Origin of the sequence: Parachlamydia acanthamoebae (genome assembly GCF_000875975.1) — a bacterium.
Classification (GTDB): domain Bacteria; phylum Chlamydiota; class Chlamydiia; order Chlamydiales; family Parachlamydiaceae; genus Parachlamydia; species Parachlamydia acanthamoebae.
The window spans coordinates 35,044-62,042 of sequence record NZ_BAWW01000011.1 but is presented as its reverse complement, the minus strand read 5'-3'; the positions used below and the strand labels follow the sequence as shown (position 1 = coordinate 62,042).

Annotated in this window: 16 protein-coding genes and 1 pseudogene; 7 read left to right on the top strand and 10 right to left on the bottom strand. The window is 36.6% G+C overall.

Translation table 11 applies throughout. The features are described from left to right. From AOM43_RS13680 to AOM43_RS05955, 5 genes are all read left to right on the top strand, one after another. Window positions 1–181: hypothetical protein (locus AOM43_RS13680; protein WP_226987421.1), on the top strand; the 181-nt coding region annotated here is incomplete at its 5' end. Window positions 182–258: 77 nt separating this feature from the next. Beyond that, on the top strand, window positions 259–525 hold the full coding sequence (locus tag AOM43_RS05970) for a hypothetical protein (protein ID WP_013924818.1): 267 nt from the start codon (window positions 259–261) through the stop codon (window positions 523–525). A gap of 27 nt (window positions 526–552) precedes the next feature. After that, a complete protein-coding gene (locus tag AOM43_RS05965; protein ID WP_013924817.1) occupies window positions 553–792 on the top strand; it encodes a hypothetical protein in 240 nt (79 codons plus the stop codon). Window positions 793–1,021: 229 nt separating this feature from the next. Next, window positions 1,022–1,345 carry an immunity 53 family protein gene (locus tag AOM43_RS05960; protein WP_039376530.1) on the top strand — a complete coding sequence of 108 codons (324 nt, stop codon included), beginning with the start codon at window positions 1,022–1,024 and terminating at the stop codon, window positions 1,343–1,345. Window positions 1,346–1,354: 9 nt separating this feature from the next. Then, the gene (locus AOM43_RS05955) at window positions 1,355–1,615 is read left to right on the top strand and encodes a hypothetical protein (protein WP_013924815.1); all 261 of its coding nucleotides are present in this window, start codon (window positions 1,355–1,357) and stop codon (window positions 1,613–1,615) included. A gap of 185 nt (window positions 1,616–1,800) precedes the next feature. On the opposite strand, the pseudogene AOM43_RS14170 reads toward AOM43_RS05955, so the two are convergent. The 7 genes and pseudogenes from AOM43_RS14170 to AOM43_RS05925 form a co-directional block, all read right to left on the bottom strand. Further along, window positions 1,801–2,895, bottom strand: a pseudogene (locus AOM43_RS14170) (IS256 family transposase); the annotation flags it as partial. Continuing rightward, on the bottom strand, window positions 2,861–3,616 hold the full coding sequence (locus tag AOM43_RS05945) for a DUF72 domain-containing protein (protein ID WP_226987420.1): 756 nt from the start codon (window positions 3,614–3,616) through the stop codon (window positions 2,861–2,863). The pseudogene AOM43_RS14170 and the gene AOM43_RS05945, both read right to left, overlap by 35 nt. 46 nt (window positions 3,617–3,662) lie before the next feature. Then, complete coding sequence (locus AOM43_RS12990; protein ID WP_013924809.1) at window positions 3,663–3,818, bottom strand: DUF3309 family protein; 156 nt, start codon at window positions 3,816–3,818, stop codon at window positions 3,663–3,665. A 13-nt stretch (window positions 3,819–3,831) separates the two neighbouring features. Then, entirely contained in the window at window positions 3,832–4,011 is a 180-nt protein-coding gene (locus AOM43_RS05940; protein ID WP_006341780.1) for a DUF6496 domain-containing protein, read from the bottom strand. A 12-nt stretch (window positions 4,012–4,023) separates the two neighbouring features. After that, window positions 4,024–5,748, bottom strand: coding sequence for a ubiquinone-dependent pyruvate dehydrogenase (gene poxB / locus AOM43_RS05935; RefSeq protein WP_059359440.1), 1,725 nt, complete (start codon window positions 5,746–5,748; stop codon window positions 4,024–4,026). Window positions 5,749–5,907: 159 nt separating this feature from the next. Beyond that, entirely contained in the window at window positions 5,908–6,906 is a 999-nt protein-coding gene (locus AOM43_RS05930; RefSeq protein ID WP_006341782.1) for a BON domain-containing protein, read from the bottom strand. Between the two features lie 187 nt (window positions 6,907–7,093). Further along, a complete protein-coding gene (locus AOM43_RS05925; protein WP_006341783.1) occupies window positions 7,094–9,466 on the bottom strand; it encodes a glycoside hydrolase family 15 protein in 2,373 nt (790 codons plus the stop codon). A gap of 150 nt (window positions 9,467–9,616) precedes the next feature. Here AOM43_RS05925 and AOM43_RS05920 point away from each other — a divergent pair, with 150 nt between their 5' ends. Both AOM43_RS05920 and tdh read left to right on the top strand, forming a co-directional pair. Continuing rightward, a complete protein-coding gene (locus AOM43_RS05920) occupies window positions 9,617–10,804 on the top strand; it encodes a glycine C-acetyltransferase (protein ID WP_006341784.1) in 1,188 nt (395 codons plus the stop codon). Between the two features lie 113 nt (window positions 10,805–10,917). After that, on the top strand, window positions 10,918–11,943 hold the full coding sequence (gene tdh, locus AOM43_RS05915) for an L-threonine 3-dehydrogenase (protein ID WP_006341785.1): 1,026 nt from the start codon (window positions 10,918–10,920) through the stop codon (window positions 11,941–11,943). A gap of 48 nt (window positions 11,944–11,991) precedes the next feature. Here tdh and AOM43_RS05910 read toward each other — a convergent pair whose 3' ends face one another. From AOM43_RS05910 to AOM43_RS05900, 3 genes are all read right to left on the bottom strand, one after another. Beyond that, complete coding sequence (locus AOM43_RS05910) at window positions 11,992–19,299, bottom strand: hypothetical protein (RefSeq protein WP_059359438.1); 7,308 nt, start codon at window positions 19,297–19,299, stop codon at window positions 11,992–11,994. Window positions 19,300–19,711: 412 nt separating this feature from the next. Continuing rightward, on the bottom strand, window positions 19,712–19,942 hold the full coding sequence (locus tag AOM43_RS05905) for a hypothetical protein (RefSeq protein WP_059359436.1): 231 nt from the start codon (window positions 19,940–19,942) through the stop codon (window positions 19,712–19,714). Window positions 19,943–20,019: 77 nt separating this feature from the next. Next, entirely contained in the window at window positions 20,020–26,931 is a 6,912-nt protein-coding gene (locus AOM43_RS05900; RefSeq protein ID WP_059359434.1) for a hypothetical protein, read from the bottom strand. Between the last annotated feature and the right edge of the window lie 68 nt (window positions 26,932–26,999).

Genomic DNA, 26,999 nt, shown 5'->3' with positions numbered 1-26,999 from the left:
AGCGAATCACTCTTATCAACACGATTCACTCTTTAATCGCTTTGTAAAAGATGATCAACGTTTTGACTTCAATTCACTGAATCAGCTTTTAGGAAACAAGCTGACAAAAAGTGGACGATGCCAATGCATGGATGGAAAACAATCATCTCCCACCTTTCGATTGCTTACGGCGATAGATTAGGTTTGAATACATGATTGAAGTCATTTACACAAAAAAATGGACGGTCTCGGAAAAAACTGTTTTCTAAAAGCTCTGAGATGGCTTATGCGGCCAAGGAACTTGCAAAGCTTCCCTCTAAAAATACAAAAAACATTATTGATCTAGAGAAAAAAGTGAGTGAATGGCTAGGCCAGGGAACTAAAATAATTAAAAACAAAGCAGAAGATGTTATCTTACTTTCTAAGGATGGTTTAAGAAAAGTTAGATTTGACTTAAATAGGCCAGATCCACACACAAATCCGCATGCTCACATTGAGGAACTTGTAAATGATATTTGGCAAAAGTCGGGCCAATATTTCCTTTAGATGTTCCTCCATATTAAAAGGAATAAAATGCGCATTCTAGACCAAAATGCAGATAAATCATTAAACGATATTCTCATTTATTTAACTTATGATGAAGCTTCAGAGCTAAAAAGTAGCCTTGATGATCTTCTAGAAAGACCATCAAATAATCACAGTCATATTTCAAATAAAGATTTTTCAAAAGAATTAACGGTTTGTATTTATGATGAAAATAATTTGACTGGATTCAACGAAAGATCGACAACCTTAATAAAAAATGATGAATAATAGTTTTTTAATAAATTTGCTGAAAATGAAGTCCTTATGGCCTCAAAAGAGTTTGTTTTAAAAATTTTGATCGCCAGGCTAGGAGATTAGAAAAAAATCCTCTAACTGGAATAAGTCATTACGAAATTTATAGACTAACACATAGATGCACCTCACGTTCATGAAGCGTCTTGTCCAGGGGGAGTCAGGTCCGCTGAAATAGAGGAGGATTCAAAGGTAAAGGATTTTTATGAAAGATGATTTTTTGTGGATCTTAGAATGGTATAATAATCAGTGCGATGGAGATTGGGAGCATAAATGTGGCATACATATTGAAACAATTGATAATCCCGGATGGTCTATTACTATTAATTTTAAAGATACTGAATTAGAAGGTAAAAATTTTCAAGAAATTGAAAAAGATTACGAGTCAGCAAATGATTGGTTAATATGTTTTGTTAAGAATAGCAAGTTTGAAGGACGTTGCGCTCCCCTCAAATTACCAGAAGTTCTTCATATTTTTAGGGAATGGGTTGGCCCAAGAATATATCCTACTGATGTCCCTCATAATTAAGGTAAGTTTATGTACATTTTTGATGAAGACTTAGAAAAAAATTTAGATGGTATAACAATTTTATTAACGAGGAGCGAGATCGAGCAGCTTATTGGATACGCGAAACAGCTTCTGGAAGAAAATCCTCCTTCCGATCACTATCATTTGTCCAATGAAAATTATCAGAAAGAAATCACGATTTGTATTTATAACCCAGATATTAGCACATACAATCCAAAAGTACAAAAGCTAATAAAAGAAGATGAAGATTCTGCTAGAGTGACGGATTAAACCAATGATAAGAAATAAAAAAAGCTTTGAGAACCATTTTATTAAAATGAGCCTATGATAAGTCGAATTTGTCAATTTTTCTGCGTAACAATGATCAAAAAGTTTGTGAATACAGGCTGTGACTCTTGAGATATTGTCAAATGTTGTATTTTGAGTATCTAACAGCGCATCCAACTTGTTAAAAATTAAGCTATGTATTTCATGTTAAAGACTTCTTCCCTATCTTTAAACTGCACACCCAAAATCAGTTTGCTAATCAACTCATGACCTTTTAATTTTCGCCATCGCTTTTGTGCTTCCATTGAAAGCTTGTAAACCATGGCAAGTGTAGCTGTTCTGGACCCACAGCCTTTGGTTTGTCGTGTGCGGTGCCTATGTTGATTCGATTGGATTCGTTGTTCTTATATGTTGCCCATGCATGCCTGGAAAATCATAAAAGCTAAATAATTGATCTTTATCCTTTTTCAAACATTCGTAGGCTTTTGGATATTTTGATTCATACGTCCTTATAAACTTCTCAAAAGCTTTTAGTCCATCCATTTTTCTTGGAGCCATATAAATTTAGTGAATGATTTCTTTGGCATACTTTTGAACATTTTTGGCATTTTATCTAAAATATTAGCCGTTTTATGCACCCAACACCTTTGTTGCTTTGTTGCTGGAAAATCTTCATTTAAAGCGCCCAAAAGCCAAGTGCTCCATCTCCAATAGCAAGGTCATTCTTTGAGGCCTCGATGTTTTAAATTTTGCAAAACTTCTTTCCAAGACAGTTTGCTTTCTCGGTGCCCATCATGGATCATGATAAGTTCTTTATTTCCATTCCCTAAAGCACTTATCAGAACTAGAACGCAAAGTCGATCTTTTCTAAACGAATGTTAAAATAAATCCCAGCCACCCATATATAAACATGCCTTTTTGCGAATAAATCACTTTTAAGCCAATTTTGGTCCTTTAGCATTTTCTCCCTAAATTGCCTCTAAAGCTTTCGGAAAATCCAGGGTGGGATATTCCTTTAAGATGCAAAGCAGGAATAACAGTATCTATACTTTGTATCCTTCGCAAATAAGGTTGCTGAATCGCACTTGAACTTACCATCGTCTCTATGCCTTACACTAGGCTGACAAATTGCAATTGGGCCGAGACCGGTTTGAATATTTTTTCTGGTAAGTAACCATTTCTTACTGCTGGAGATTGATGGACAGATTCTTTCAATTCTTTGTAAAGCTCAAGATACTCTTGTTTAATTCAATATCTTGCTGTAACAATTTTTGAGCTCTTTTGAAAATCATTTTGCAAGTTTTTCGCATCTTCAATGGCATAACCCTTTTCATCATTGTCAAAATAGCAATAGACCACCGTCTTTTCTGTCCACTTGTCGATCTTCTTTTTCCATGCTTTTAATTGAGATGACCCATAAGAGCCTTGGTAGGCCTCTTTAGGACCATGCAAGCGAATATATGTGAAAGGTGCTGTTATTTCTTCTGGTGACAAACGCCCATTAAGATCTGTGATACACAAAGCGATTTTATTTTTAGTTAACAATTCATAGATGTCGTCATTGTACCAAGTCTCATTCCTAAATTCGAAGACGCAAGGAAGATCTTTTTCCAAAAGACTAATAAAATCCACCAAGCGCTCCTTATTCATTTTAAAGGATGGAGGAAGTTGAAAAAGGATAGGGCCCATTTTTTCTTTAAAATGCCGAATGGTCTGATAAAAATAGGCTAAACTTTCTTCACATTCATGCAATCTTTTACGATGCGTGATGTATTGACTCGCTTTAATGGAAAATAAAAAATTATTAGGAACTTGAGCAGTCCACTTTTCCACAGTCGAAATTGAAGGTATGCGATAGAAAGTGGAATTGATTTCGACTGTCGAAAAATTCGAGGAATAATAGTTGAGCCAATCCTTCATTTTTATCTCTTCAGGATAAAAGTTCTCCTTCCAATGTGGGTAGGACCAGCCCGATGTGCCAATGTGAATAGATTGCTTTTTCATAAAATCACGATTCACCAGATCTTAAGATCTGGTGAAATCCTTTAAATTAAATTCTTCCCAATAACATGAGAATGAGAAGGACAATCAATACGGTCCCCAATATTCCGCTGGGTCCATATCCCCATCCTGTACTGTAGGGCCATGCTGGAATAGCTCCAATGAGTAGTAGTATCAAAAGAATAATTAGTATGGTACTTAACATTTTACTCCTCCTTTCAAGATGATTTTTCAGGCACTTTCGCCCCTTTTTTTCTTGCTTCAGAAAGACCAATCGCAATGGCTTGCTTTCGATTTGTCACTTTTTTATGGCTTTTTCCAGATTCAAGCTCTCCTTCTTTCATTTTATGCAATGCATCTTCGACAGACTTTTGTGCTTTTGGACCATATTTAGTCATAATAGCCTCCCCTTATTTTTTGCTTAAATTACTTCTAGCAAGTTCTATAAGCTCATTTCCTTTTCCATTAATGACGGCTGTTAAAAGATAAAGACCAAAGCCCGTTACTTCATCTATGGAAATATGTGGTGGCATGGCAAGTTCGTATCGATTCACCATGACTTCAATTAAGGCTGGACCTTGATGATTCAATACCTCTTGAAGTGTTTCGGATAGTTTTTCCCCATTTTCAACTCTTCGTCCCAATATACCCATCGCATCAGCCATTTTTGCAAAATTAGGATTCTCAAGCTCTGTCCCATATTCCAAAATGCCAGATGCCTTCATCTCTAATTCAACAAAGCCATATGCCGAATTATTAAAAACGACCACTTTGACGGGAATAGAATGTTGTTTAAGCGTGAGAAGGTCCCCCATCAACATGGAAATACCTCCATCACCTGACAGTGTGACGACTTGCCTGTCGGGATAAAGCAATTGAGCTCCAATGGCTTGTGGCAGAGCATTTGCCATGGAACCATGCTTAAAAGATCCTAAAAGTCTTCTTTTACCATTCATTTTTAAATAGCGTGCAGCCCAAATTGTAGGGGTTCCTACATCACAAGTAAAAATTGCATCCTCCGACGCAAAATCGCTAATTAATTTTGCTACGTATTGTGGATGGATCGGGCTGCCCGCTAGAGAGGGTTTAGCTAATTCATCTAAGTCTAGGCGCGCCTTTTTATAGTTTTCTAGAGATGTATTAAGAAATGTTTGGTCGTGTTTATGGTCTATTTTATCGATTAAATGAGATAGCGTCGTTTTAACATCTCCGATAATCGCATAATCAACATGTGTGCGGCGTCCAATATTTTCCGCACGAATATCGACTTGAATCACGGTGGCATGGATCGGATAAAACTGCCTGTAGGGAAAGTCTGTTCCCAGCAAAATCAAGGTATCGCAATCCATAAGCGCATGATAGCCTGAAGAAAATCCCAGGAGACCCGTGAGACCCACATCAAACGGATTATCATATTCGATGTGATCTTTTCCCCTTAAAGTAAAGGCTATGGGAGCCTTTAGACGCTCTGCCAGATGTAAGAGCTCCGCATGGGCTCCGGCACAACCAATGCCTCCAAAAATTGTGACTTTTTGGGATTTATTTAAAACTTTTGCAATTTCATCCAAATTTCTATCTAAATGTTTCGCTTCTACAAGATCAGAAGGAAAAAATTTGCGCAGTTTTGGCGTTTGAACTTTTTTCCAAGAAATATCTCCTGGGATAATTAAAACGGCCACGTCATTTGTTGCAATGGCAGTTTGGATAGCAATTTCTAACAACCGAGGAATTTGCTCAGGTTGTGTGACGACTTCACAATATCGACTACATTCGAGAAACAACCTTTCCGGATGTGTCTCTTGGAAGTAATCGCCCCCCATTTCTGACGTGGGAATCTGTGCGGCAATCGCGAGTACAGGGACATTATTGCGATGGCAATCGTATAACCCATTAATTAAATGCATATTTCCTGGCCCACAACTTCCCGCACAAACAGTCAATGCCCCACTAAGCTGAGCTTCTGTACCAGCAGCAAACGCTGCGACCTCTTCGTGACGAGTGGAAATCCATTCAATGTGACCTTTTTTTCTGATGGTATCGGTAAAAGCGTTTAAAGAATCTCCAGTTATTCCGTAGATTCTTTTAACTCCAGTGGCAACTAGAATATCAAGGATGCATTCGGCAACTGTGGGCATAGCTTATCTCCTAAATTAAGTATTGACGATTTCGCCTCCATTGGGGATATAAAAATTGTCCAATTCTGTGTGAACCATACCAAAAAAACACAAGGAGAAATTCATATTTCCCTGACGGGAAAGCCTCGCAAGGCCTTCCCTATGATCGAATTCTGAGGATTAATATCTGCTTTCAATTCTTAAATTGCTCTTTACAGATTTGACTCCTTCCACTTTTTGAACTTCATTAATCAAATCTTGCTTGTCGCTTTCACTTCCGACTGTTCCATCCAATGTCACAACACCATTTGATGTGTTTAAGGAGACATCTTTATAACTATCCCAGAGCCATCCTTTACTCACATTGTCACGAATTTTTTTGTTGAGCTGCTGATCTTCTGATGTAGCGGCTCTATCTTGAAGAAATTGTCTTTCTTCATGTCCTCTTGCATGAGATTCTTCAACATTGACATGGCTTGTTAAACTTTTCACGCCGTCGATATCACGGATTTCTTTTTCCACTTTATCTTTATCAGCTTGTGATTTTACGACACCCTGTATAATCACAGCACCATTATTGACTTGTACACTTACTCGATCATAACCTCTTGAAAACCAACCTGAGCTAATTTTTTCTCTAATTCTTCTAGCTAACTCCTGATCCCCGCTTGTTTCTGAATAAGTTGCACTAGAAGAACCTGAATAAGGATCTTTTGCATTGGAATAAGAAGAACCGCTTGGATTATAGTAAGAAGAACTATTTGGATTTACATCCCTTTGGCTTGAATAATTTGAGAATGAGTCATTGGAACCCGAAGATGATGATCCCGGATTTGAGGAAGATCCTCCTGACGATGATGACCCTGGACTAGAATCCGAATCACGTGAGCTCGACGATCCTGGGTTGGAAGACGAATCACGTGAGCCAGACGATCCAGAATTCGAATCTCTCGAACCCGAAGACCCAGGATTCGAGTATGAATCCTTAGATGAAGACCCTGAGTAAGAATCGCGTGCAGAGCCTGGATTTGAGCTTGGATTTGAATAGTTAGAGCTTGGATTTGAAGAGGAACTGTTATCATAAGAAAAGGCACTCAGAGAAGGGGCAACACTTAAGCCAAGTGCAATTGTTAGATAACTCACATATTTTTTTTTGTTTAAAAATGTTCGTTTAAACATATTTCCTCCTTTTGGATACTTGAGCTAGAAAATTCTAGCAATTTGTAATGGAAATGAAATGAAAAAATGATGAGATATAATTATTGAAAGGCTTAATATCTTTTATATTATAAATCTAATATAATATTCAAATAATTAATTTAATGATAAATGCACAACACTTAGAATTAACGAATTATAAAAACAACTAAATCCTTACTATCTCATAATTCTTTCCTTCCCAACGATTACTATCTTTCCAAAAGAACGTAAAAACAATGTTATTTTTAAAATCGATATCCACATAGGACACCCCTAGGTTACTCATTTGTGAACTCTGCTCTTGATAGCTTACCCATTCATCCTCTGTCCAACGCACAATCATTGGAGCATCTGTCTGGATTCTTAATGTCTTTTCTTGTTGCATAGCTGTGACAGGAAAGTCAAAACGCCAAATGGTATGGGTAGATGCCTGCTTTTGCTCAATATATCGATGAAATGTTTGTGGGGGCATTGTGAAAATTCGATTCTCCTTAATGGATCGCAAGAGAGAAATATATTCTCCATGTGCCCAAACAAGCGGTTTTGCGGCACCAGTTGAGTGGCCATTGAATAAAAATTTTTCCGGAATGGTTTCAACATCCCAGACTTGCTCAGGAAGCATCCCCCCTTCACCTGCAAATGCACGCATCACACGCAATAAACGTATTGCTTCGTCTCGATCCCCTTTGGCCAGTTCATAATGCGCACGCTCACCTACTAATAAGGGCCATCCTCTTCCAATTCCTGTCCCATCATAGGGAGTGCCATCTTCTTTTTCTCCATAGCCATCTTCGTTATACCGATGCCAAACGGGACCTTTAGATGTTTCTGTCCTCAGCAGGGCATCAATCGCCTTTACTGTATTTAAAATCCGTGGATCATTGGCAGATCTTAGCCCAAATCTAACCAAAGCCAACGCATCGACGCCTACAATGTCATCGTAATTTGCAAGACTTTCCTCAACGGGACGATTGCGAATCACCACTTGTTTATTTTCTGGAAGAGATTGTAAATAATAGCTTATGGGAGCCAAGTGTACGTAATAGCCTTCTATCCCAAGTGCTTCTGCCAATGACGTATTTTTGGCATAGAGCCAATCCTCAATTTTATCATTCCAATCATCGGCTGTTTTTCGCAAATAGTCGGCTTCTTCGCTCCTTCCTTTTTGCTCAAAAAAATCGGCTGCAGCCAAAAGAGCTGCAATTGCTGTGGCGATGCTATACGGTGAAAATCCCCCATCCTCCTCCCACCTCCCTTGCTCAGTTCCAGGGCCATTCTTCACAATAAATTTAGCTGCAACTTCCACCATTTCAAATGGATCTATCCCAATAAGAGCGTCGGCTCGTTTTAATTGGTCCGCCAATAAAATAGGTAAAGCTGTTTCATCCAGCTGGAATCCTTTCCAATAAGGCGTACCATCTTCCCACATACATTGTAGCCAATGCCCGTCCCTTTCTTGTGTGCACATCAGAAAAAGCAAGGCTTGCTTTGCACTTTCTAAATCACCTGCCGATAGAAAAGCTAAAGCTGTTTGGACTTGATCGCGCGGCCAAATGAGATGGTAGCCCCCAATGTCGTTATCTCCTCGATAAACACCCCACGGAATAGACAAACTTGCAATGACACTTCCTGAAAAATGCTTACCAGCATGAATCTTCAAAACAGCTGTACTGATTCTGTATAGGCTTCCACCTTCTGTATCAACAGTGCTTAAATCTATAAAGCATTTTTGTACCTGCCTCCATCCATTCATGTACTCTTTTAAAGGAAAATTAAAATCTTGAAATAGAGAAGCTCTGATTTGCAATCCCGCTTCTTCAATTTGATTCGCAAAACCCAAGGCAATCACAAATTTTCCTTGGCAGGCTTGTAAATCGATTTCGCCAACTAAACTAATATTGCCATTTTGAGCCGTGGTGTAGCACTGTGTCAGCCTTTTATTTTCAGAGAGATCTTGCCAAGCATCGCTAATTCCTACAAAACCGCATGACATTTGAATAAAAGGAGAAGAGCTAGCACATGCAAGGACAGTCCCCGCTCTTTCTGCAAATAAAGAGGGTGTGCATTTGTAGTGACCAGTCCGTGCGTAGTTTCCCATTCCTGCATTACGAATATGAGGTGCGATTAAGGCATAAAGATGGTAATCGGCAAATGTCCCTATTAAAGGATAAAACGTGACTTCTTGCAACAAGACATTGCGATGTGGATCTGCGATGATTTTTTTTTCGATTCGATAACGCCCTTCATAGCATGTATTGGTCAATAGATAAGCAGGAATGCCATCTTCCAACAGTTGATATTCATGCACGGCATGTCTTTTTTCTTCAGAGAAAAAAGTGGCACCATCTGTGACGATAAATCCAAAATCTCGGATGTTTGCGACATCGATTCGCGGAAAATAGACTTCATTTAAAATTCCATGCGAAATTGTAAACCAAACATTACTATCCCCCGAGGCTGCTGTTCCTACTCCTATCTTGGCACTTGAAGTCCAACGAGGTAAAATTCCTGGTTCTCCCGGGGCAATTGCATCCATCATCTTCGCTCTCCATGAATAGAATTTATTTTATATCTATCACTTTGGACGAAATTAATCTAGGTGGTTAAAACTTAAAAATAAATTTTGAGTTGCGCTTATAATATTCAAAGGTTTTTAATAAGAGCTTTTAAATCCACATTAGGTATGTAAATGCAAAAAAACTATCTCGATCATTTAGATGCTCAACTTTCTCATTTAAAAACTAACGGACTTTATAAAGAAGAAAGAGAAATCACATCTCCTCAGCAAGCCCATATTACAATTAAGAATGGAGGCGAAGTCCTTAATTTCTGCTCAAATAACTATTTAGGGCTTGCTAATCATCCCGATGTCATTCAAGCAGCTCGACAAAGCTTTGAACATTATGGCTTTGGCCTCTCCTCTGTCCGATTTATTTGCGGAACACAAACCATTCACAAAGAGCTTGAAAAGCAAATTTCTCACTTTTTGGGAATGGAAGATACGATTTTGTATTCCTCTTGCTTCGATGCCAATGGAGGGCTTTTTGAAACGCTTCTAGGCCCGGAAGATGCTGTGATTAGCGATGCTTTAAATCATGCGAGCATTATTGATGGAATCCGTCTTTGTAAAGCACAACGTTATCGTTATCAAAATAATGATATGCAAGACCTTGAAAATAAATTGAAAGAAGCACAGGGAGCACGCTTTCGCTTAATAGCCACCGATGGTGTTTTTTCCATGGATGGAATTATTGCAAACCTTAAGGCCATTTGTGATCTCGCTGATGAATACCAAGCTCTCGTGATGGTGGATGATTCACACGCCGTGGGATTTGTGGGTAAAAATGGTCGTGGATCACATGAGCACTGCGATGTGATGGGACGAGTGGATATTATCACAGGTACTTTAGGCAAAGCACTGGGTGGAGCTTCAGGGGGTTATACTTCCGGCAAAAAACCCATTATTGATTGGCTCCGACAAAGATCGCGCCCTTACTTATTTTCCAACACACTTTCTCCAACCATTACAAGCGCCTCTTTAAAAGTTTTGGAGCTCCTACAATCCGCTTCTCTCTTAATTGATAAAGTGAATAAAAATAGCCGCTACTTTAGAGAAAAAATGACTCAGCTAGGTTTTAATCTTGTGCCTGGTCATCACCCGATTATTCCAGTTATGCTTGGGGACGCCAAGCTGGCGCAAGAATTTGCAAGTCAAATGCTTCAACATGGAATTTATGTGATTGGATTTTGTTATCCTGTGGTTCCGGAAGGAAAAGCGCGCATCCGAACACAAATGTCCGCAGCACATAGCCTGGAGGACTTAGATCGCGCTATTGAAGCTTTTGCGCAAGTAGGAAGGCATTTAAAAGTTATTTGATTGATTATTTTCAATTCGTTACTTGCGTTATTTCTTGTTTTTTAAAAATAATCATTCTATACTTCTTGTTAAAACTAAATGTGTTATGACTAAACAAGGACAATCTACTTATGATGAAAGCCTTAGTTAAAAAAGAGCCAAAAGAAGGCATTTGGCTAGAAAAGGTTCCTATTCCAAAAATAGAACCCAATGAAGTCTTAATTAAAGTTCGCAAAACAGCCATTTGCGGAACAGACGTTCATATTTATAAATGGGACACATGGTCTCAGAATCGCGTACCAGTTCCCTTAGTGATTGGACATGAATTTGTTGGAGACATTGTCGAAGTTGGCAGTCGAGTAAAAGATTTTAAAGTAGGTCAACGCGTCAGTGCCGAAGGGCATTTAACTTGTGGGCATTGCAGAGCATGCAAAAAAGGACAAAAACACCTATGCTTTCACACCGTTGGCCTTGGATATGATTGCCAAGGATGCTTTGCTGAATTTGTTAAAATTCCTGAAGAAAACGTTTTTGTTGTCCCTGCGAGTGTTTCTGATGATATTGCAGCCATTTTTGATCCCTATGGAAATGCGGTTCACACGGCCTTATCTTTTGACTTAGTCGGAGAGGATGTACTCATCACAGGTGCCGGTCCGATTGGAATTATGGGTGCAGCTATTGCGCGAAAAGCTGGAGCTAGACAAGTTGTTGTAACAGATATCAATCCTTTTCGCCTTGAGCTCGCTCAGAAAATGGGGGCGACAGTCGCCGTCAATATCGGGAAGGAATCGTTAACTGACGTCATGAAACGTGAAGGCATCATCGATGGATTTACCGTAGGAATGGAAATGTCTGGAAACACCGCAGCTTTTAATTCGCTAGTGGATTCTATGCAGCATGGCGGAAAAATTGCATTGTTGGGTATTCTACCCCCGGAAACGCATATTAATTGGAACAATGTGATCTTCAAAATGTTGACTCTCAAGGGCATTTATGGAAGAGAGATTTTTTCTACGTGGTTCAAAATGACTGCGTTAATTGAAAGTGGACTTGATCTAAACCCGATCATCACACACCAATTCTCTTATGAAGACTACCAAGCAGGCTTTGACGCCATGATTTCCACCCATTCAGGGAAAGTCATTTTAAATTGGGACTAAGTTCTAGATCATGAGATCCCAAATTGGGATCTCATTTTACTTTTCTGACTATTCTTTTTTCCCATTTATTGATTTCAAATCTTCTTCCCACATATTTCTAAATATACTCACTTTTTTAGAATAAACCTCTTTGTTTTCAATTAAAGAGGTATCAATATCCGTGATGAAGTTCTTAAAAAAATCATAAAACTCCACAATTTTTTTAGTCATCATTTGTGATTTACGAATGTGTAAAATCAAATCAAAAAAATTCATGAACAAAATTTCGTAAGCTTGCCTTCCTTCCGCACTTTTAGACCAAGGAATACCTTTATTGAGAAAAACATTAAATAAGTCAAAATACGCCCCAAAAGCGTCTTTTTCTAGACCATTCTGATAAGCATTCTTGAAAGTTTTGCTGTAGGCTATCACACATTCATATCCCCCATATTGACTCCAAGCATCTTCACCTTCAATGGCAAGCAGTCCGATCATCTTTTTCACTAGGTGTACTTGAATTTTAGGACTAAAAAAAACGATATTTGCAGTCAGAAGAATCCAGTTTTTCAAAAGCTGCATCTGCAAAGGGATAAATGATGACTCCTCTTTTTTAATCTCTTCTTGGCAAGAATTTGTCAAAAAATATTCTCGCAATTCCTCATTTATAAGATAAGTCGAGGCTACCTTCTTTAGCCAAAAGTCTAATTCAACAGTTTTTAATCTTTGATCTTCTCTGGAAAACTCCCCTCCGATGTCATTAAAAAGTAATTTTACGAGAAATTCAACGCGTATAAACATGTCTTCGCTTTTTTCAAAATGCAATACAGGTTCGAAATATTTTTTTAGTTGTTCTTCACATATTTTCTTACTAAAAAATCCTCTAAAAAGATTTAGCAAAATTAAATAGTACATGAAATGGCCATCTATTTTTAAATCTAAATAATCAAAAGTTAATGTAAACACCTTTAAAGCTAAATTTTTCTGTATCGTAATTTTACGAGTATCATTTAGCAATAATTGGAAAATATGCTCTTGTTTATCTGTTTTAATATCTGAAATCAGAAGGGGATTTATCACAAATTTTTCTATTTTCAGAAAACACAAAATGGATTCGAATTGATTCACAAAGATAACAGGGTTTTGATGAAAAAAAACTTTCTGATAGCGTCTAAAAAGAATCAAGCCTTCCTTAATTAATCTTTTGCAAGGACAAGTGACTAAACGCTCAATGGTTTTGAGGACTATTTGCGTGTGTTGTTCTGTATCCACCGATCCAGAAAATGGAAATCGACGCAAAATGTAAAAATACATATCGAGAAACATCTTGGGTTGATTCATAAAAATCCCCTGTCGAAAAGCGGTCTCAAGCACCATTTCAACATCTTTTAGATAGTTTAATGCCTCTTCTGTCCTCTCTAGATTTGTGGAAATTTTTGTGTAGACGATTTTTTCTAAAATTTTTCCATGATCTAAACATAAACCGTGTTCCCCATTTGTCCCTCGAACCGCAGCAATGGATTGAAAATAAAGATCTTGAATCTTCGTAAAATCGTTTAAATCCCAGTGAATGTATTTTTTTATGAGATTTAAGATGATGTCATGGCAAAATGACTTCTCGTGGGCTGGACAATGCTTCTCTAAGGTCAGCAAAAGAATGAGATAATCTCTCAAATGGCTTGAAAGAGTCGTCATATGAAGAGGAAAAATATTTTCCATAAAATAAGATTGCCCCAACGCCTCAACAAATTGGAAAACATATTTAATTCCTTTTGAGGTTTTAAAACATGCAGGAATTTCAGATCTTTTTTCCCCAATAAGTTTTGTAAAAGGTAAATCATCGCTTTTAATCTGAAGTCTTTGCATGAATAAAATGAAAAGCTTATCCATGTAGGGATGATATAGAGGTATGGCTTTTTCATTAGAAAAGCTATTCTCAAGCATCATCCGACTCACTTCAGTTATACAATGACACAATTCCAATAAATGCTTCTCTGAATAGCGATCAAAGGATTTAAAAAATAAATGCAACATATCCAAAGGTTTTTCAGATTTCAGATTTTTGAATTTTGATTTAAAATATCTGAGATAGATAACCCCTTGCTGTTCGTATGTTAAAAATATATCATGTAAACATTCGAAAAAACAGCGAGCTCCTTTTTCATTTGAGGCTTCCATCCATTTTAGGACTGTCTTTTCATTGAATAGTTTCTCATTCTCTAAAAACTTTCTCATGAGATGTAAAGCTTTTTCCTGTATGCGCAGATGTGGATGAGCAAGGCATTCCTCAATTATGATCTCAAGCATTTTAGGAGAAGAAAAGATAGTGTATTGCACTAGCAAATGGTGGAGATTTTCAAAAAAATCATCGGATAAAGAAAAACCATCGATTTTTTGCAATTGATTGGATATCTGCAACGCTGTAATCAGATTTTTTTCATCCTCAATGCTGATAGAATCTGGATCAGCGAACTTGCTGCACATTTTTGTACAGTGCTCAATTAACTTTTCTTTTTCTCTTTTCGCTTCACGATCTATTTCCTTGATCAAGCGTTCAACCTGAGAGATTCCTTTTTGCAAAATAGGATGTGTCGGATTCTTTTCTAACTCAGTAAATAATGTTTCCTTAACATATTTTAAATCCCTTAGGTGCTCAAAATTCAAAGCTTGTTTGATGATTTTAACGTATTTTTCTAAGCCTGCACGCATATGCAAAAATGGGACTAGTAAGTGCACAGCAAATTCTTTCAGCTGGATCATCACTTTAACACCTTTTTGATCCAGTAATTGATAGCAATTCTGATAATTATTTTTCTTAATAGACTCCTCGATAAAGACTTTCCAGGCCAGTTTTTCAGAAGTTTCAATTTTCGTTCTTTTTACATATAAATTTTCTAAAATTGGATAAAACGTGTCTAACATGTCCATCCGCATTAATACGTTCAATAAAGATTGAGGTATCTGGTTCACATGAATGCTTAGATATCTTCCCCAAGCAAGAGCGGCATCATTTTCTGAAACGTTTAATAATTGCGAAATGAGTCGTTCCAAGGTCGGAATTGCAGATGATGAGAGAGCGGGACCTTTTCTCTTTTTCACTTCAATCAATTTATTCCACAAAAGATTAAAGCCTAAAATTTTTTCATGAGTGATCCAGAAGTCATTCAAATGCTTTTCTGAGAGTTTTTCAATATCCCTCCTAGTACTTTCAGGCAAGCCCTGTAAAACATTTGAATGGGCAATCAGTTGAACAAAAGCAAAAAAAGAAGATTCATTCCCAATCAGACTTTCTGTAAGAAACCCACCTAAATGAACTTGAAGGTTTGGTACCAAAGGAGAGGGGATCTTTTGAAATTTTAATAGAACAGCTAGGCAATCCGCTTCGTATGGAGATGGAGTGTCTTTTTTAAAGGCTTCTTTGAGGCACATTTGAAAACTTTTTAAAGTTTCTTCACTCATCTCAAGATTAGCCGTTCTTTTAACAAGATGTAACATCCATTTCAGTTTTTCCTCTTTGTTGAAAATCGTTGAGATCTTTTCATGAAAAAGGACACTTTGTAACTTTTCCAAATGGAGATCGTCTACATGTGTTAAAAGTTCATAGAAAAGAGATTTGAATTTTTCATCACTTATCTTACTTGAAAGCCCTTTTTTCACAATTTCGATGGCATCGCTAAAATTTTTTAGCTTTAGTTCTTTTTCCAGCAAGGCGACTGGAGATATGTGTAAAAGTAACTCTGGTTCATCTGCAATATGTATGAGAACTTCTGCTCCTTTTTGTTTAACTAACTGTTTTAAACAATGGTTCTGCTTTAACTCTTTAATTAAAACAATCCATGCGAATTGTGCAGAATTCTTCATCCTCAACTTGCGGTCATAAAATATTTCAATAATGGTAAACATTTCCTTCGGCAATGGAGCCATTTGCTTAAAGAGAGCCACTTGTCCATACGAGATATGTATCAGCTGGGGAAGAAGGGCATGCATCCAATAAAAAGCGAGTGAAATATGTTTAGGATCCTTAAGTAAGCTCGCAATTAATTTTTCTGTAAGAACGAGAGAAAGCGTATTCTTGCTATTTGTGTAATATGCTTTCCAAATATGGTGAAAAGGAATGATTTGTTTATCAAAGATTTCATTTTCTAATGAAATCTTTTTTAAAAGCTTCCAGGACTTATCTGAAAAAAGATTTAGTTGAATAAATTTTAGTGCTAAATCAACCAATTGCTGCGGATGAATAGCTAAGCAAGCATCCAATAAAACCATTTGGTACTTATTTAGTGTTTCTTCTAAGTGATTTGGCAATGTTTGATATTCCAATAATACATTTATGCAAGTCGTTAAACCTTCCTTGTGTATATTTTCACAGGCAGCTTCTAGCAAAAGTTTGTAAAGATTAAATACTGCGGAAGGATATTTCTCAGGATCCATGCCCTTGGAAACTTTTTCAAAAATCATCAAAATCGCTTGGCTTCGCTCATTTGTGAGTAACAAATTTTTAAAATGAGTTGTTCGAAAAATTTTGATTAAGCCATTCAACCAACATCTCTCAATGGGTAATTCCAGAAGAATTTGAAACACTAATGACGCTTTGTCTTTTAAGTTTAGATCCCCCTCCTCTTCTTGTAGAAGCTGTAGCAGAATATTTAGGGCTCCTTCCCTATTTCTTTCTACTATTTTATTATCCAATATATGCATTAAAACGTGCTTTTTTCTGGCTTGCAAATGATTTTTGATGAACGAAATATGGCTCTCATCTTGGCAAATTTTGATGTATTTCCGACCAACTGCCTGAATCTGATTTTCAATTCCCTCTTCTACCACTCCTTCCCAAGAACAAACGTAGTGAATCGCTTTTTGAAGGATAGGTATTTCTCCTTCTAGGATTTGTTCTGCCAAAACAAGATAGTATTTCAACTTATTTAACCTGTACTCATCCGCTTGCCAGACATGGAATTTTTTTCCTTGTTTTAAGAAAACCATTCCCATCTCTTTTAATTGTTCACTCGACAACATTTTTCTTAAACATGTTGCCCAGATACTTTTTGTGGTAGAGTCATCCAAAATACGATTTTTGCTAAGCTGACACATCAGATTAAGTAACAAGTCATGACGCTGTAAAGAGAGAAGTGTGTGCAAATAATCATTAAAGACGTTTTCATATTGGTATGGTTTTGATAGAGGTTCATAAACTTCTAAAAGAGGACTTGCTTCTTCCAAAAAAGGAATAATAAACTCGGCATAAACGGAGTTTTCAAATAAAATTTTAGATAACTCAATAAATACAAAGTAACTTGTTTCCATCGAGGCAAATTGGCGAAATTCTTTGAACATCCTGAATGCAATGGAGAGATCTGAAGATGCCATTTTGCAAATAAGCTCTTTGGAATACAGCTCATTCTGTTCCAATTGATGCCAAAGTTTTTCAGCTAACTTTTTTAGTTCCGCTTGAGGCAATTCGATGCAGGCATCGATCCAGTTTTTAACTTGCGCATGCATGCCGTCCTGATTTTGTAAAAACTCAAACAAAGGCTTAGCAAGTGCATTCCATGGCTCGATTGCATAAAACGCGCTAATCGTTTGTAAATTAAATAACAAATGTCTCCTTGAAGATTCCTTTGGAACAGCATCTAAAACACTTGGACAATTTTCAAAAAGAATATCGAAATCTGCTTGAGAAGGACTGCATGTCTGACATGTAAGCAATAAATTAAAACTTAAAACACGTATTGTGGGATGCTTTTCAAAACCTTCCTCTATAATCTTTGCTCGCAAAGGCTCTATGAATTGTTTTAAATGGGAAAGATAGGATGACAGCTGAGACCCTTCATGAGAAAAACGGTTTTTTGGCTGATAAATCTTCAAAAGTCGCTCATAATAATCTTTTAAAGAATCATGAAACTTAGCGAGACAAATCAAAAACCCTTTTTCAGGACTAAATGAAAAAAGGATCGATTTTTCATCCTTGATTCTAATCGCGGGTCCGCCATCATGCTTCGTTAAAAAAACCTCTATCCCCTCTTTTAACCGAGCTTCCTTAACACTTAAAGCTAGCAATGCAAAGCATTGATGGATTTCCATCACTTCAGTGAAAGTCAATCCCCGTTTGAAGATACCTTCTATCATCAAAGAAAAAACAGGGCTTTGCGATGCCTGGGGAATCACCTCTCTCGCAAGATGGTTGATCAAGTTAGCTGAGACATGCCCTTTAAGAGCAAGACACGCATTACATGTAATGGCAAAACAAGCTTTTTCATCGTTTTCATAATGCTTATTTAAAAAATTGATCAGCAAGAATTTGACTTGATCTTTTATTTGGAAAGGCGTTGTTACCTTTCTCAGGATCTTTTCTGTTAAGCGACGCATTTCGTGCCCGTAATCTTTGCGACCAGATGCAAGAAGAGCCATTCCTCTAGGCCAAGTAAATGTATTCATCTCTTCTGATGTGTGAATGATCCCTGTAATCATATCTGTAAAAGCTTGGGAAGGATCTGTAAAAAAGATAGATCCCCCCTCATCGAAACTTTCATACATGGGAAAAATAGCCTCTGTTGCGGCTAAAGGCCGTAATTCGCGAAGATATAGGTCTAAAGGTATTCGTATATTGTATTCAGGAAAACAGGGACTTTCTTTGATGATGAACGTGATATCGTAAACGGTTTTTTCTGATCCATTTTCCCAAGAAATGAGCGAAAAAAAAGGACACACCTTATTATTTTTTAAGTGGATATGATTCGTTGAAGACGATTGAGCCAAAAAGCTTCTTGCAAACTCATTGAGAAACTTCAAAACATTTTCATATTGCCCTCCGTGTTTAATTCCATATAAAATAAAAACGATGTCTTCATCTCTAACAGATGTGTCGAGTTCTTTTTTCAAATCATCGCAGATCTCATCCCGATCACTTTCTAACAGGCTATTTAAAAAATGGTTGAGATAAGATTTTCCTAGGATCCCTTTTTTTACACGACTCCCTGTATAGCATGCCTGAACACGGTCAAAATGCTTGCTGGCTTCATTGACAATTGCCGTACAAAATGTGGAGATCGTAAGCTTTGTTTCGGAAAAACCATACACATGCAGGGGCTTTTGCATGGCTTCAGAGAGGCGAGAGACATTATATATAGACAGTTGCTGAGGGTGGTGATATTTCGCATAGAATTCTGTTAATTTACCCATGCAATCTATGACACCTTTTTGCATAAGTTTCGCTGCAATTTGGTCTCTGGATTCTTCGCTAGGTATAAAAGTCTCCTGCAATGGATTAAAAACAACAGGGATTGAGGTAAAATGGTTGAGAACTCTTCCATCAAAAGATATTAAAGGATTAGTCAAAATAAAGTTCGGACAAAAATAGTGATCAGTAGCGTTTGAATGCATATTGAAACCAATGATTTAGAGTTTGTTGCGATCTAAAATTTAATCACAACAAACTCTAAATTTCCAAGTTATATCTCAACATGAAATAATTATTAACTCTTTTGAATTATCACAGTTGCCTTGTTAAGAATTGCTTTCCACGCTCATTTAAAGACTTCATTTTAGAATAAACATTTGAAAACTTTTTTTTCGAAAAAACCTACTTCTTTTTTTAAATCGAATTATTACAAAAAAATATGACTAGAGAAATTAAAATAACTAAATTCTTTTCTATCTTCCCCTTCAACTTTAATACCGTTTAAATCGGTTGCTATTAAAATTAGTAGTTGATCATTTTTTTTTAATGAAAAATTTCAAAACACAATAAATCGATCTGTCGTTAATCCAGGCACTCCGATTGGCTTATAAAAGTTTAGCTGTAGACCTTCCATCGGCACTTATAAAACCGTTCTGCAATAGATAAAGAGCCCCTTAAATTATATGCATCTTCATCCGGAAAAAAAGAAGTATAGTCATGTGCACTTGTAATAGGCTCTTCATCATGCAAATTTATTGGCTCAACCACTTTTTGCATTGCTACTGGTAAGAGATTCGGACAAACAGGAAAAGTCAGATTAGATGTCAAATGAATGATGGGGACCAAACAGCCTTCTAGATCTGTCTAGTCCCCTCGTTATAAGTTAAAAATGCTTATTGCGCTTCAAAGCTTGGACAATCAACTTATTTCTTGTTTATTGTCTCAATTGTGACAAAGCCTACAACCTTCCTTTCAAGCAACTCAGGTTTTAAATTGTCTTTTTTGAGTATGATCAATGCCTTACCAAAAGCTTTTCTATCATAAAAAATATCTGTCCATTTAATCAGTAGACTAACTAATACATCTCTTTCTTCTTTCTCAAGAGGAAGAGTTCGCATCATCAATGTGATTTGACCACTGATTTTTGCCATTAAATTTATGAATGGCTCATCCACAGGAGCATTGTCTTTAATAATAAGAACTAAGGCTCTGTTAAATACTTCACAAAGTTTAAATGCTTCACCTAGATTAGAAAAACCGACGGCTTTGCTAGCGTCTAAAATAGAGTTGAGTATAGCATAAAACTTATTCGAGAATTCGAAAGCTTTATTTTCAAGTGCACTGTATATGAATGCCAATATCTCTTGAAAACGAATATGAGCTGTCTCAACATTCCATACTTTGACTTTCTTGAAAGATTTAATCCAGACCTCTAAGATCTCATTAAACAATATAGAGGCTAGCTCTTGACCTTTTTGAGTCTTTTTAAATATATCTAAAGAATATTCCGGATTACTAGCTAAAACCAAACTAAAATACGCTATTTGCGTTTCTTTTTTATTAGAAAAATCAGAGCCATTATTTTCTAACAAATTCCAAAAAAGACGATAACAATCTAGGATTAAATCAAAATCTCTCTCCCCTCTTTTTAAAAGGATATCCTGAAAATATCTTAATAAGTCTGCTCTACAATAAGGTGTAAATAAATCGGCATGGATTGCAAATTTAATCACATTTTTAATGAGTTGGCTTTCTACATCGTGCAAAGCTTTTTTCTTATCTTTTATTTTTCCAGCCCTCAATCGCTTCAAAATCTCAGGATAATTTCTTTCTTCAGATGGCTTTTCACTCAAAAAAGAAGTCTCAAATTTATTTAACCAATGATCAATCTTGGCTAACCTTAAGATTTGTTCGTCATAAGAGAGCTTTATGATGGGAGAATCTTTCAAATCGCAAAAAAGGAGTGAGAAAAGTGGTGTAAATTGAGAGAGATCTCCAATCAGAGACATTTCAAAAACACTGAGTCCTATTTTATCCACGTAAGAATAAAACTTATTATAATGTCCTTCAAAAATAGAGTCGTCAATTGCTCCAACCAATAGATTAAAGCCTTTTTTCCAAAATTTATTGGAATTCGCATTATTAGATAATGCATCAAAAACTTTATCAAAGGCTCGCAGGCATAATGCTTGACCTTTTTTTGTTCCATCATAAAAAACAAAAAAAGGCCTTGATTCATCAATGGAAACTTCCCCTGTTGGAGAAAGTAAAATACCTTGCGTATACAACAAATCTTCTATCTCTCTGATTAATTCTTCCATGCCCATCTGTGCAAGTATGAAGTCGAGATATTCAAAATAAGTTTCAATATTCTTTTTTACTAAAATGCGACTGTAGTTTTTAAAGATTAGAATACTTAAGCATTTACTTTCAAAATCAGGTTTATTTCCGAGCATCTTTATTGCCCATTCCACTATGCTGGTCACTTTCTCTCTTGCTAATTCTGCACCTTCCGGAAATGACCCATTAACGCATAAGAAAATTTTACAAAACCTTTCGATATCGAAAGGTGCACGATTTTTCATGAGCATTGTATGTAAAATCTTATTCAAAGTGTGTGGAAAATCGCGATAATCAAAATGAATGAGCTTTTCGATTAAATCTAACATCACATTGTGAAAATACGAGGCTCGATTTGGCACTGGAGAATAGGGATACAGATCCCAGAGTAGAGCAGAGAAACGGTTCAGATAATACGAAAATGTGCCATAATACATTCTCGGTAAATCTTCTGGACATAGTGAACAGAAGAAGACTTCGGTAAATTCAAAAATACGTTCATAAATAATAGGTGTTAAAAAGTGTGGAAATGGCTGTGGAAAAATTCTTTCAATCTTAGCCAATTGATCTGGATTACTCTGAATCCCAGGTTCGTGGCAGTCAAATAAAACATCTAAAAGAAAACGATCACGCTCCTCTTTTGGCAAATGTTTTCGTTTTTCTAAATAACTATCTTCGGGGCTTTGTTTAAGCCATAAGTACAGCATCGCATTGAAGTATTTAATATGCACAAATTTAGTGGCATTCTCCTCATTATATTGAAGAATGATTTTTGCAGCTTCTGCTACACATTCAGCCTTTTCCTTTGGAGATTTTTCAAATTTCAAGAAATACTGATAGAAGAGATCGATCGCAAATAATTTTTTATTTTTTAAGCAAACATAAATCCATCGAATTACAGTCTGATCAATTTGATCTTGGCTTAGAAATTGAAGAGCTTGTGGACTTTCCAATATCTCAAATATCACTTTAATAAAATTTTCATCTTGGGAAGGTAATTCCATCCAACGGCAGAAGATCTCAAAGCAATCGCTACCTTTCACTGGGAGAAGGCGATGCTTTAAAATAGAAAATTTTCCTCGAATGACCAAATTTGGATGCAGAATGCAGGCTTCCATAACCAAATCGACCCATTGTGTATCCGTTTTGGTGGCATAGACATCCAAAACTTTTAGCATCTCTTGAATCACCTGGCGCTGGCCTGCATTTTGAGGATTGTAAGAACGTTTTAATAAGGTGAGAAGAAATTGTTCTTTTTTCAAACACATCGGTTCATTTTCGAATGCAACGACCAATGCTTTGCATCCCTCTAAAATATTTTTTAATTTATTATGCTGAATCAGTTTCTCAATGGGATGAATAAAATTTTTATGCTCAGATAAATGTAAATAAAAAGCCTTTCGCTGGGCAATTAATCTTTCGTCTTTGAAAAAATGTGTAATTGAAGAATCTTGATACCACTGATTGGGATCAAAAGAAGGGAGGCTTTCAAATAGAGGTATACAGTTTAATAAACACGCAGCCTTTTCGTCGGGATCATTTTTTAAAATGTCTTCTTCAATGATTTTCTGCTTAAAAATTCCTAAAAAATTTTCCTTCAAACGTTGCGATTTATTTCGTTGTATTTTTTCAATAAGATCTAGCCAATAGAGTGGTTCATTGAGTTTTCCGACTTGAACAAGGCTGAAAAATAGATCGAGATCCTCCTCACTTTGGCAAGGAGAAGTTAAAAATGGCTCCACAAGGACGGCTGCATATTCTACCAAATCAGCGATCACGTTTTTCCCTTGTTTCTCAATTAAAATAAAGATAGGGTCAAGGTGTTTTTTTGTTATGCAATCCTCTGCAAGTACTTTCCACGCAGCTTTTTTACTTTGTGGATCTTTCCATTTTTTTTCATAGAAAAGTGCGAGGAGATGATAAAGCTCAGCCGGGAATGACTGATTAAGACTAACGCCCAAGCGCAACAACATTTTTATGGAAGAATTCCCTGAAAAATATTTTAAAATTTGCTCAGTCCAAAAATGTGCAAACGCAATTTGAGAGATATCGATTAGGCGGGAAATCAATATTTCAAGCACCTCTGGATTTAACTTTGCAACGTCTTTTTTATGGGCATAGTCTTTCCAGAGATGGTGAAAACCGAGAATCTCTTCCGAAACTTGAGAGGATTTTAAATAATTGAGAGATAATCGATTCATCCTTTTTAGAAAAATCTCAGCATGCGTTGGCAAACATTGATGATTAATCAAAAATTGAACCAGTTCAGCAAACATTGTTTTAATGGGTAGGCTTAGACTAAATTCTAAGAGATTTAAATTAATTAATTTAAGACACTTTCGTAAATTCGCGGGGATCTCTTTAAAAAGCAAAAGAGTTTGTAAGCATGCTATTGCCTGATTGGGATAACCGTTCATGTGGCCATTGCTAAAGACATCTCTTAACAAAAGCTCAAATAGTCTCTGCTGATTCCTCGAAAATTGACCTGTCGTTGTTTCGCCAGTCAATATTTGAAAAAACCGAAGAATCCACGTCACTTTTTCGTTTTTATCATCTTTGAAAAGCGTATTAAATTCATTCTCTAAAAGAATCTTGAATACCACATCCATTAAATTGGAATCTTTTAAATGCTCTGGATTTTCAACGATCTGTGAAAAAAACCTCCTAAATATCTTGATCGTTATTTTTTGGGGATATTGAAATATTTTTAATAATCCTTCAGCTGCTTGCACATAATGCCCTTGATCTATTTCGAATTTCAAAGCATTCAAAACGATTTTCATTTGATCTATTTTAGAGATGAAGGCTAGGTAAGATTCAGGAACCTCTTTTGCAATGACATGCTTTCCTCCATCTTTAATGACAGAATCCACCAAAGACGTAATGCGAGGATTCGCTTTGGAATGTGAACAAATGAAATTTAAAATTTCTTTTTTTTCGATATTCCAATTTGAATCGTTAGCGTGAAATAAATTCTCGGCTAAAGAAATCACCAAAGATAAATTTGTCCGCGTCCATGCGCAATGTCTTTTTCCTTCTTCCCACAGGGAGATCGCTTTTGGCATATCTTTTATTTGGATCATTTTGTTAAAAATTGTGTCCCATACAGGATCTTCCGATGGTTCCACAATTTTTTGTTCAGTCAAAATAAATAAAAGGCTACACGCCATTGTGTAATATTTTTTTTCAATAAGACACGTAAAAATGCGAGAAAATACGTGATCGCTTTTTATTCTAAAGGGCGTTAGATGAAAAACTAAATCTTTTTCTTTAAGAAATGGAAAAGAGGCTTTTAGATATTCCACAAAAGAGAAAGTATTCGCATTAAGAAAGACTTCGGCTAAGTCCAAAAATAGCTTGTACCGACATTCCGCATTCGCAACAGGTAAAGCACAAAGTGACTTATACAAATCCAAAGAAAGCTTTAAGTCAATCTGTATAAATTTATACAGCATATCGATGTGGTAAGCTTCATTTTGATTTAAAGAAGGAGGACTTTTTTTCCAAATATCCATAACAAGCTGGTAAGCCTTGGGACTTTGAATACCAGCAAGCGCCCACACCCATGCAACTAACGGAAGGCTTCTTGGGGAATAATTTTGAAAATGACGATACATAATCAACGCAGAGCTTGCCCATGGTTCAAATCGTGAATAAATAAGCAAATTCACCATTTGATAACCCAAATTGATTTTTTTCAAAGGATCTTGCACCATCTCTAAAAGATTCACATGCTTTTTAAGAAGAAGCTCTAGAGAAACAATTGTGGGATTACAAGTCTGGCATGCCGCTAAAAGATAATAGCTCAAAATATAGCTAAAAGGTTCATTTCCAAATCCTTTAAATCGGATTGTCTCTTCAAGAGATTTTAAAAAAAAATGTAAGTAATGAGCGTTATCGGAAAGTTGTGAGCGCTCATTGAGATCAAAGGAATTTATAGGTAGATAGGCATCCAAAACTTTTTCTAGATATTCAACTGTAGAGGGACGATTAGACATCAGTTCTAAACACAAATTAAAGCCTGAACAGGGTTCCAACGGCAAAAAAATAGATTTTCCTTCTTCTTGGATTTTAATTGCAGGAGCCCCTTCATGCTTAGTCATAATGACATGCAATCTCTTTTTTTTTAAAGATGGGCGTCTAACTCCCAAAGCCACAATGGCAAAGCACTGCTGGATTTGCATCACTTCCTCAAACGACATTCCCCATTCACTAATCCCCTCTTGAATCAATGAAAAAATGGAATGGGGATTTTCAATCTTTGTTCGGGCGGTCAGAACTTCATAAATTTGATCTAATTCATGTGTTTTGACATGTGGTTTAATGCTTAAACATGCATTGCAAGCCATCGTCAAGCACATTTTAGCAGACTTTTCACCTTCTTTGTCTTGAAAATTTAAAATGGCTGAAGTCATCATTTCAACGCGTTTGCTCTTTTCTGAACGACTAAAAAAGTGATTCACAAACTGCCAAATTAAACTTTTGTGCGCTCGAGCATCTGACGCCTTCTGAAAGCCACCTCCGTAATCTCGGTATCCATCTGAAATAAGGGCAATCAATTTTGCAAAAGACTCAGCATTCACATCTTCGAAGTGATTCACATGTAAAATTTTTGTCAAAAAATCTGCCAATCCCTGCATGCCATCATTTTGCGATTCAGCTTCAAGATCCTCATTCTTTTCGCCAATAGGCAGAATGGGCCAATAAATATTCGGAATAATAGGCAAGTGGATCTTGCAATTAGAAAAGCTTTCGAGGGGAAGACGGGTTTGCATTTCCAAAAAGCAATCATTTTGCGCAAGTGTGAAAATAAAATGCCATCTTGTTCCATCTAGCTTGCTGATCCATGTGACATGACGTCTCCCCACTGGCTCACTATCTTGGAATAGCTCCCCTGGAAGTTTGACTAGAAGTTGGAGAAAAGATGTGTAAGTTTTTGCTAAAAGATTTTCTGACAGGAAATATAGCTCAACAAATTCTTGTGTGATGACATGCGATAATTCGGTATTCATTTCCGAACTTAAGGTTTTAACCTTTCCGTTGGTTAATACATCTACAATGCGAGTAAAATAACCTTTTCCCAGAAATGCTTGCTTTAATCCCTTTCCTGAAAAGGCAATGCTGATTTCAGGATTTTGAAAATAGGCATGCAGAAGGTGATGTAATGTCACGACTTCACCTTTTTCTAGAATTCCTAAGACATGATATAACGCCTGACAAAGGCGATCGAATTCCCCCTTATCTAAAGCAAAAAAGCCTCGTTTTACATTGTTTTTTATCTGATCCGTTAATCTTCCATATCGATCCGCATTTCCCTCTCTAATCATCTCCAACAAAATTTGGTCGAAAGGATCTATAGCGGGAAAAAATTCGTTTAAACCGATCGGAGATCTTGCACTGCCTGCATAGGACTCATGCGGCTCAAAGGTCGGACTTACTAAGGGAGAAGGAGTTACTCGTGATTGGCAGTCAAAATTTAAGAATGGGATGTTCATGTGTCGTTTTTCCTGTAATAATTATACTAATGGTGGATGAATTGAGTTCGCCCGAATTCCGTGAATGG

What these genes read in the sequence shown, in the direction of transcription:
- AOM43_RS05920 (WP_006341784.1), top strand. Translation starts at nt 9,617, where the DNA reads ATGCAAAAAAACTATCTCGATCATTTAGATGCTCAACTTTCTCATTTA.
- poxB (WP_059359440.1), bottom strand. Translation starts at nt 5,748, where the DNA reads ATGCCCACAGTTGCCGAATGCATCCTTGATATTCTAGTTGCCACTGGA.
- AOM43_RS12990 (WP_013924809.1), bottom strand. Translation starts at nt 3,818, where the DNA reads ATGTTAAGTACCATACTAATTATTCTTTTGATACTACTACTCATTGGA.
- AOM43_RS05930 (WP_006341782.1), bottom strand. Translation starts at nt 6,906, where the DNA reads ATGTTTAAACGAACATTTTTAAACAAAAAAAAATATGTGAGTTATCTA.
- AOM43_RS05965 (WP_013924817.1), top strand. Translation starts at nt 553, where the DNA reads ATGCGCATTCTAGACCAAAATGCAGATAAATCATTAAACGATATTCTC.
- AOM43_RS05925 (WP_006341783.1), bottom strand. Translation starts at nt 9,466, where the DNA reads ATGATGGATGCAATTGCCCCGGGAGAACCAGGAATTTTACCTCGTTGG.
- AOM43_RS05910 (WP_059359438.1), bottom strand. Translation starts at nt 19,299, where the DNA reads ATGCATTCAAACGCTACTGATCACTATTTTTGTCCGAACTTTATTTTG.
- tdh (WP_006341785.1), top strand. Translation starts at nt 10,918, where the DNA reads ATGAAAGCCTTAGTTAAAAAAGAGCCAAAAGAAGGCATTTGGCTAGAA.
- AOM43_RS05900 (WP_059359434.1), bottom strand. Translation starts at nt 26,931, where the DNA reads ATGAACATCCCATTCTTAAATTTTGACTGCCAATCACGAGTAACTCCT.
- AOM43_RS05945 (WP_226987420.1), bottom strand. Translation starts at nt 3,616, where the DNA reads ATGAAAAAGCAATCTATTCACATTGGCACATCGGGCTGGTCCTACCCA.
- AOM43_RS05970 (WP_013924818.1), top strand. Translation starts at nt 259, where the DNA reads ATGGCTTATGCGGCCAAGGAACTTGCAAAGCTTCCCTCTAAAAATACA.
- AOM43_RS05960 (WP_039376530.1), top strand. Translation starts at nt 1,022, where the DNA reads ATGAAAGATGATTTTTTGTGGATCTTAGAATGGTATAATAATCAGTGC.
- AOM43_RS05940 (WP_006341780.1), bottom strand. Translation starts at nt 4,011, where the DNA reads ATGACTAAATATGGTCCAAAAGCACAAAAGTCTGTCGAAGATGCATTG.
- AOM43_RS05955 (WP_013924815.1), top strand. Translation starts at nt 1,355, where the DNA reads ATGTACATTTTTGATGAAGACTTAGAAAAAAATTTAGATGGTATAACA.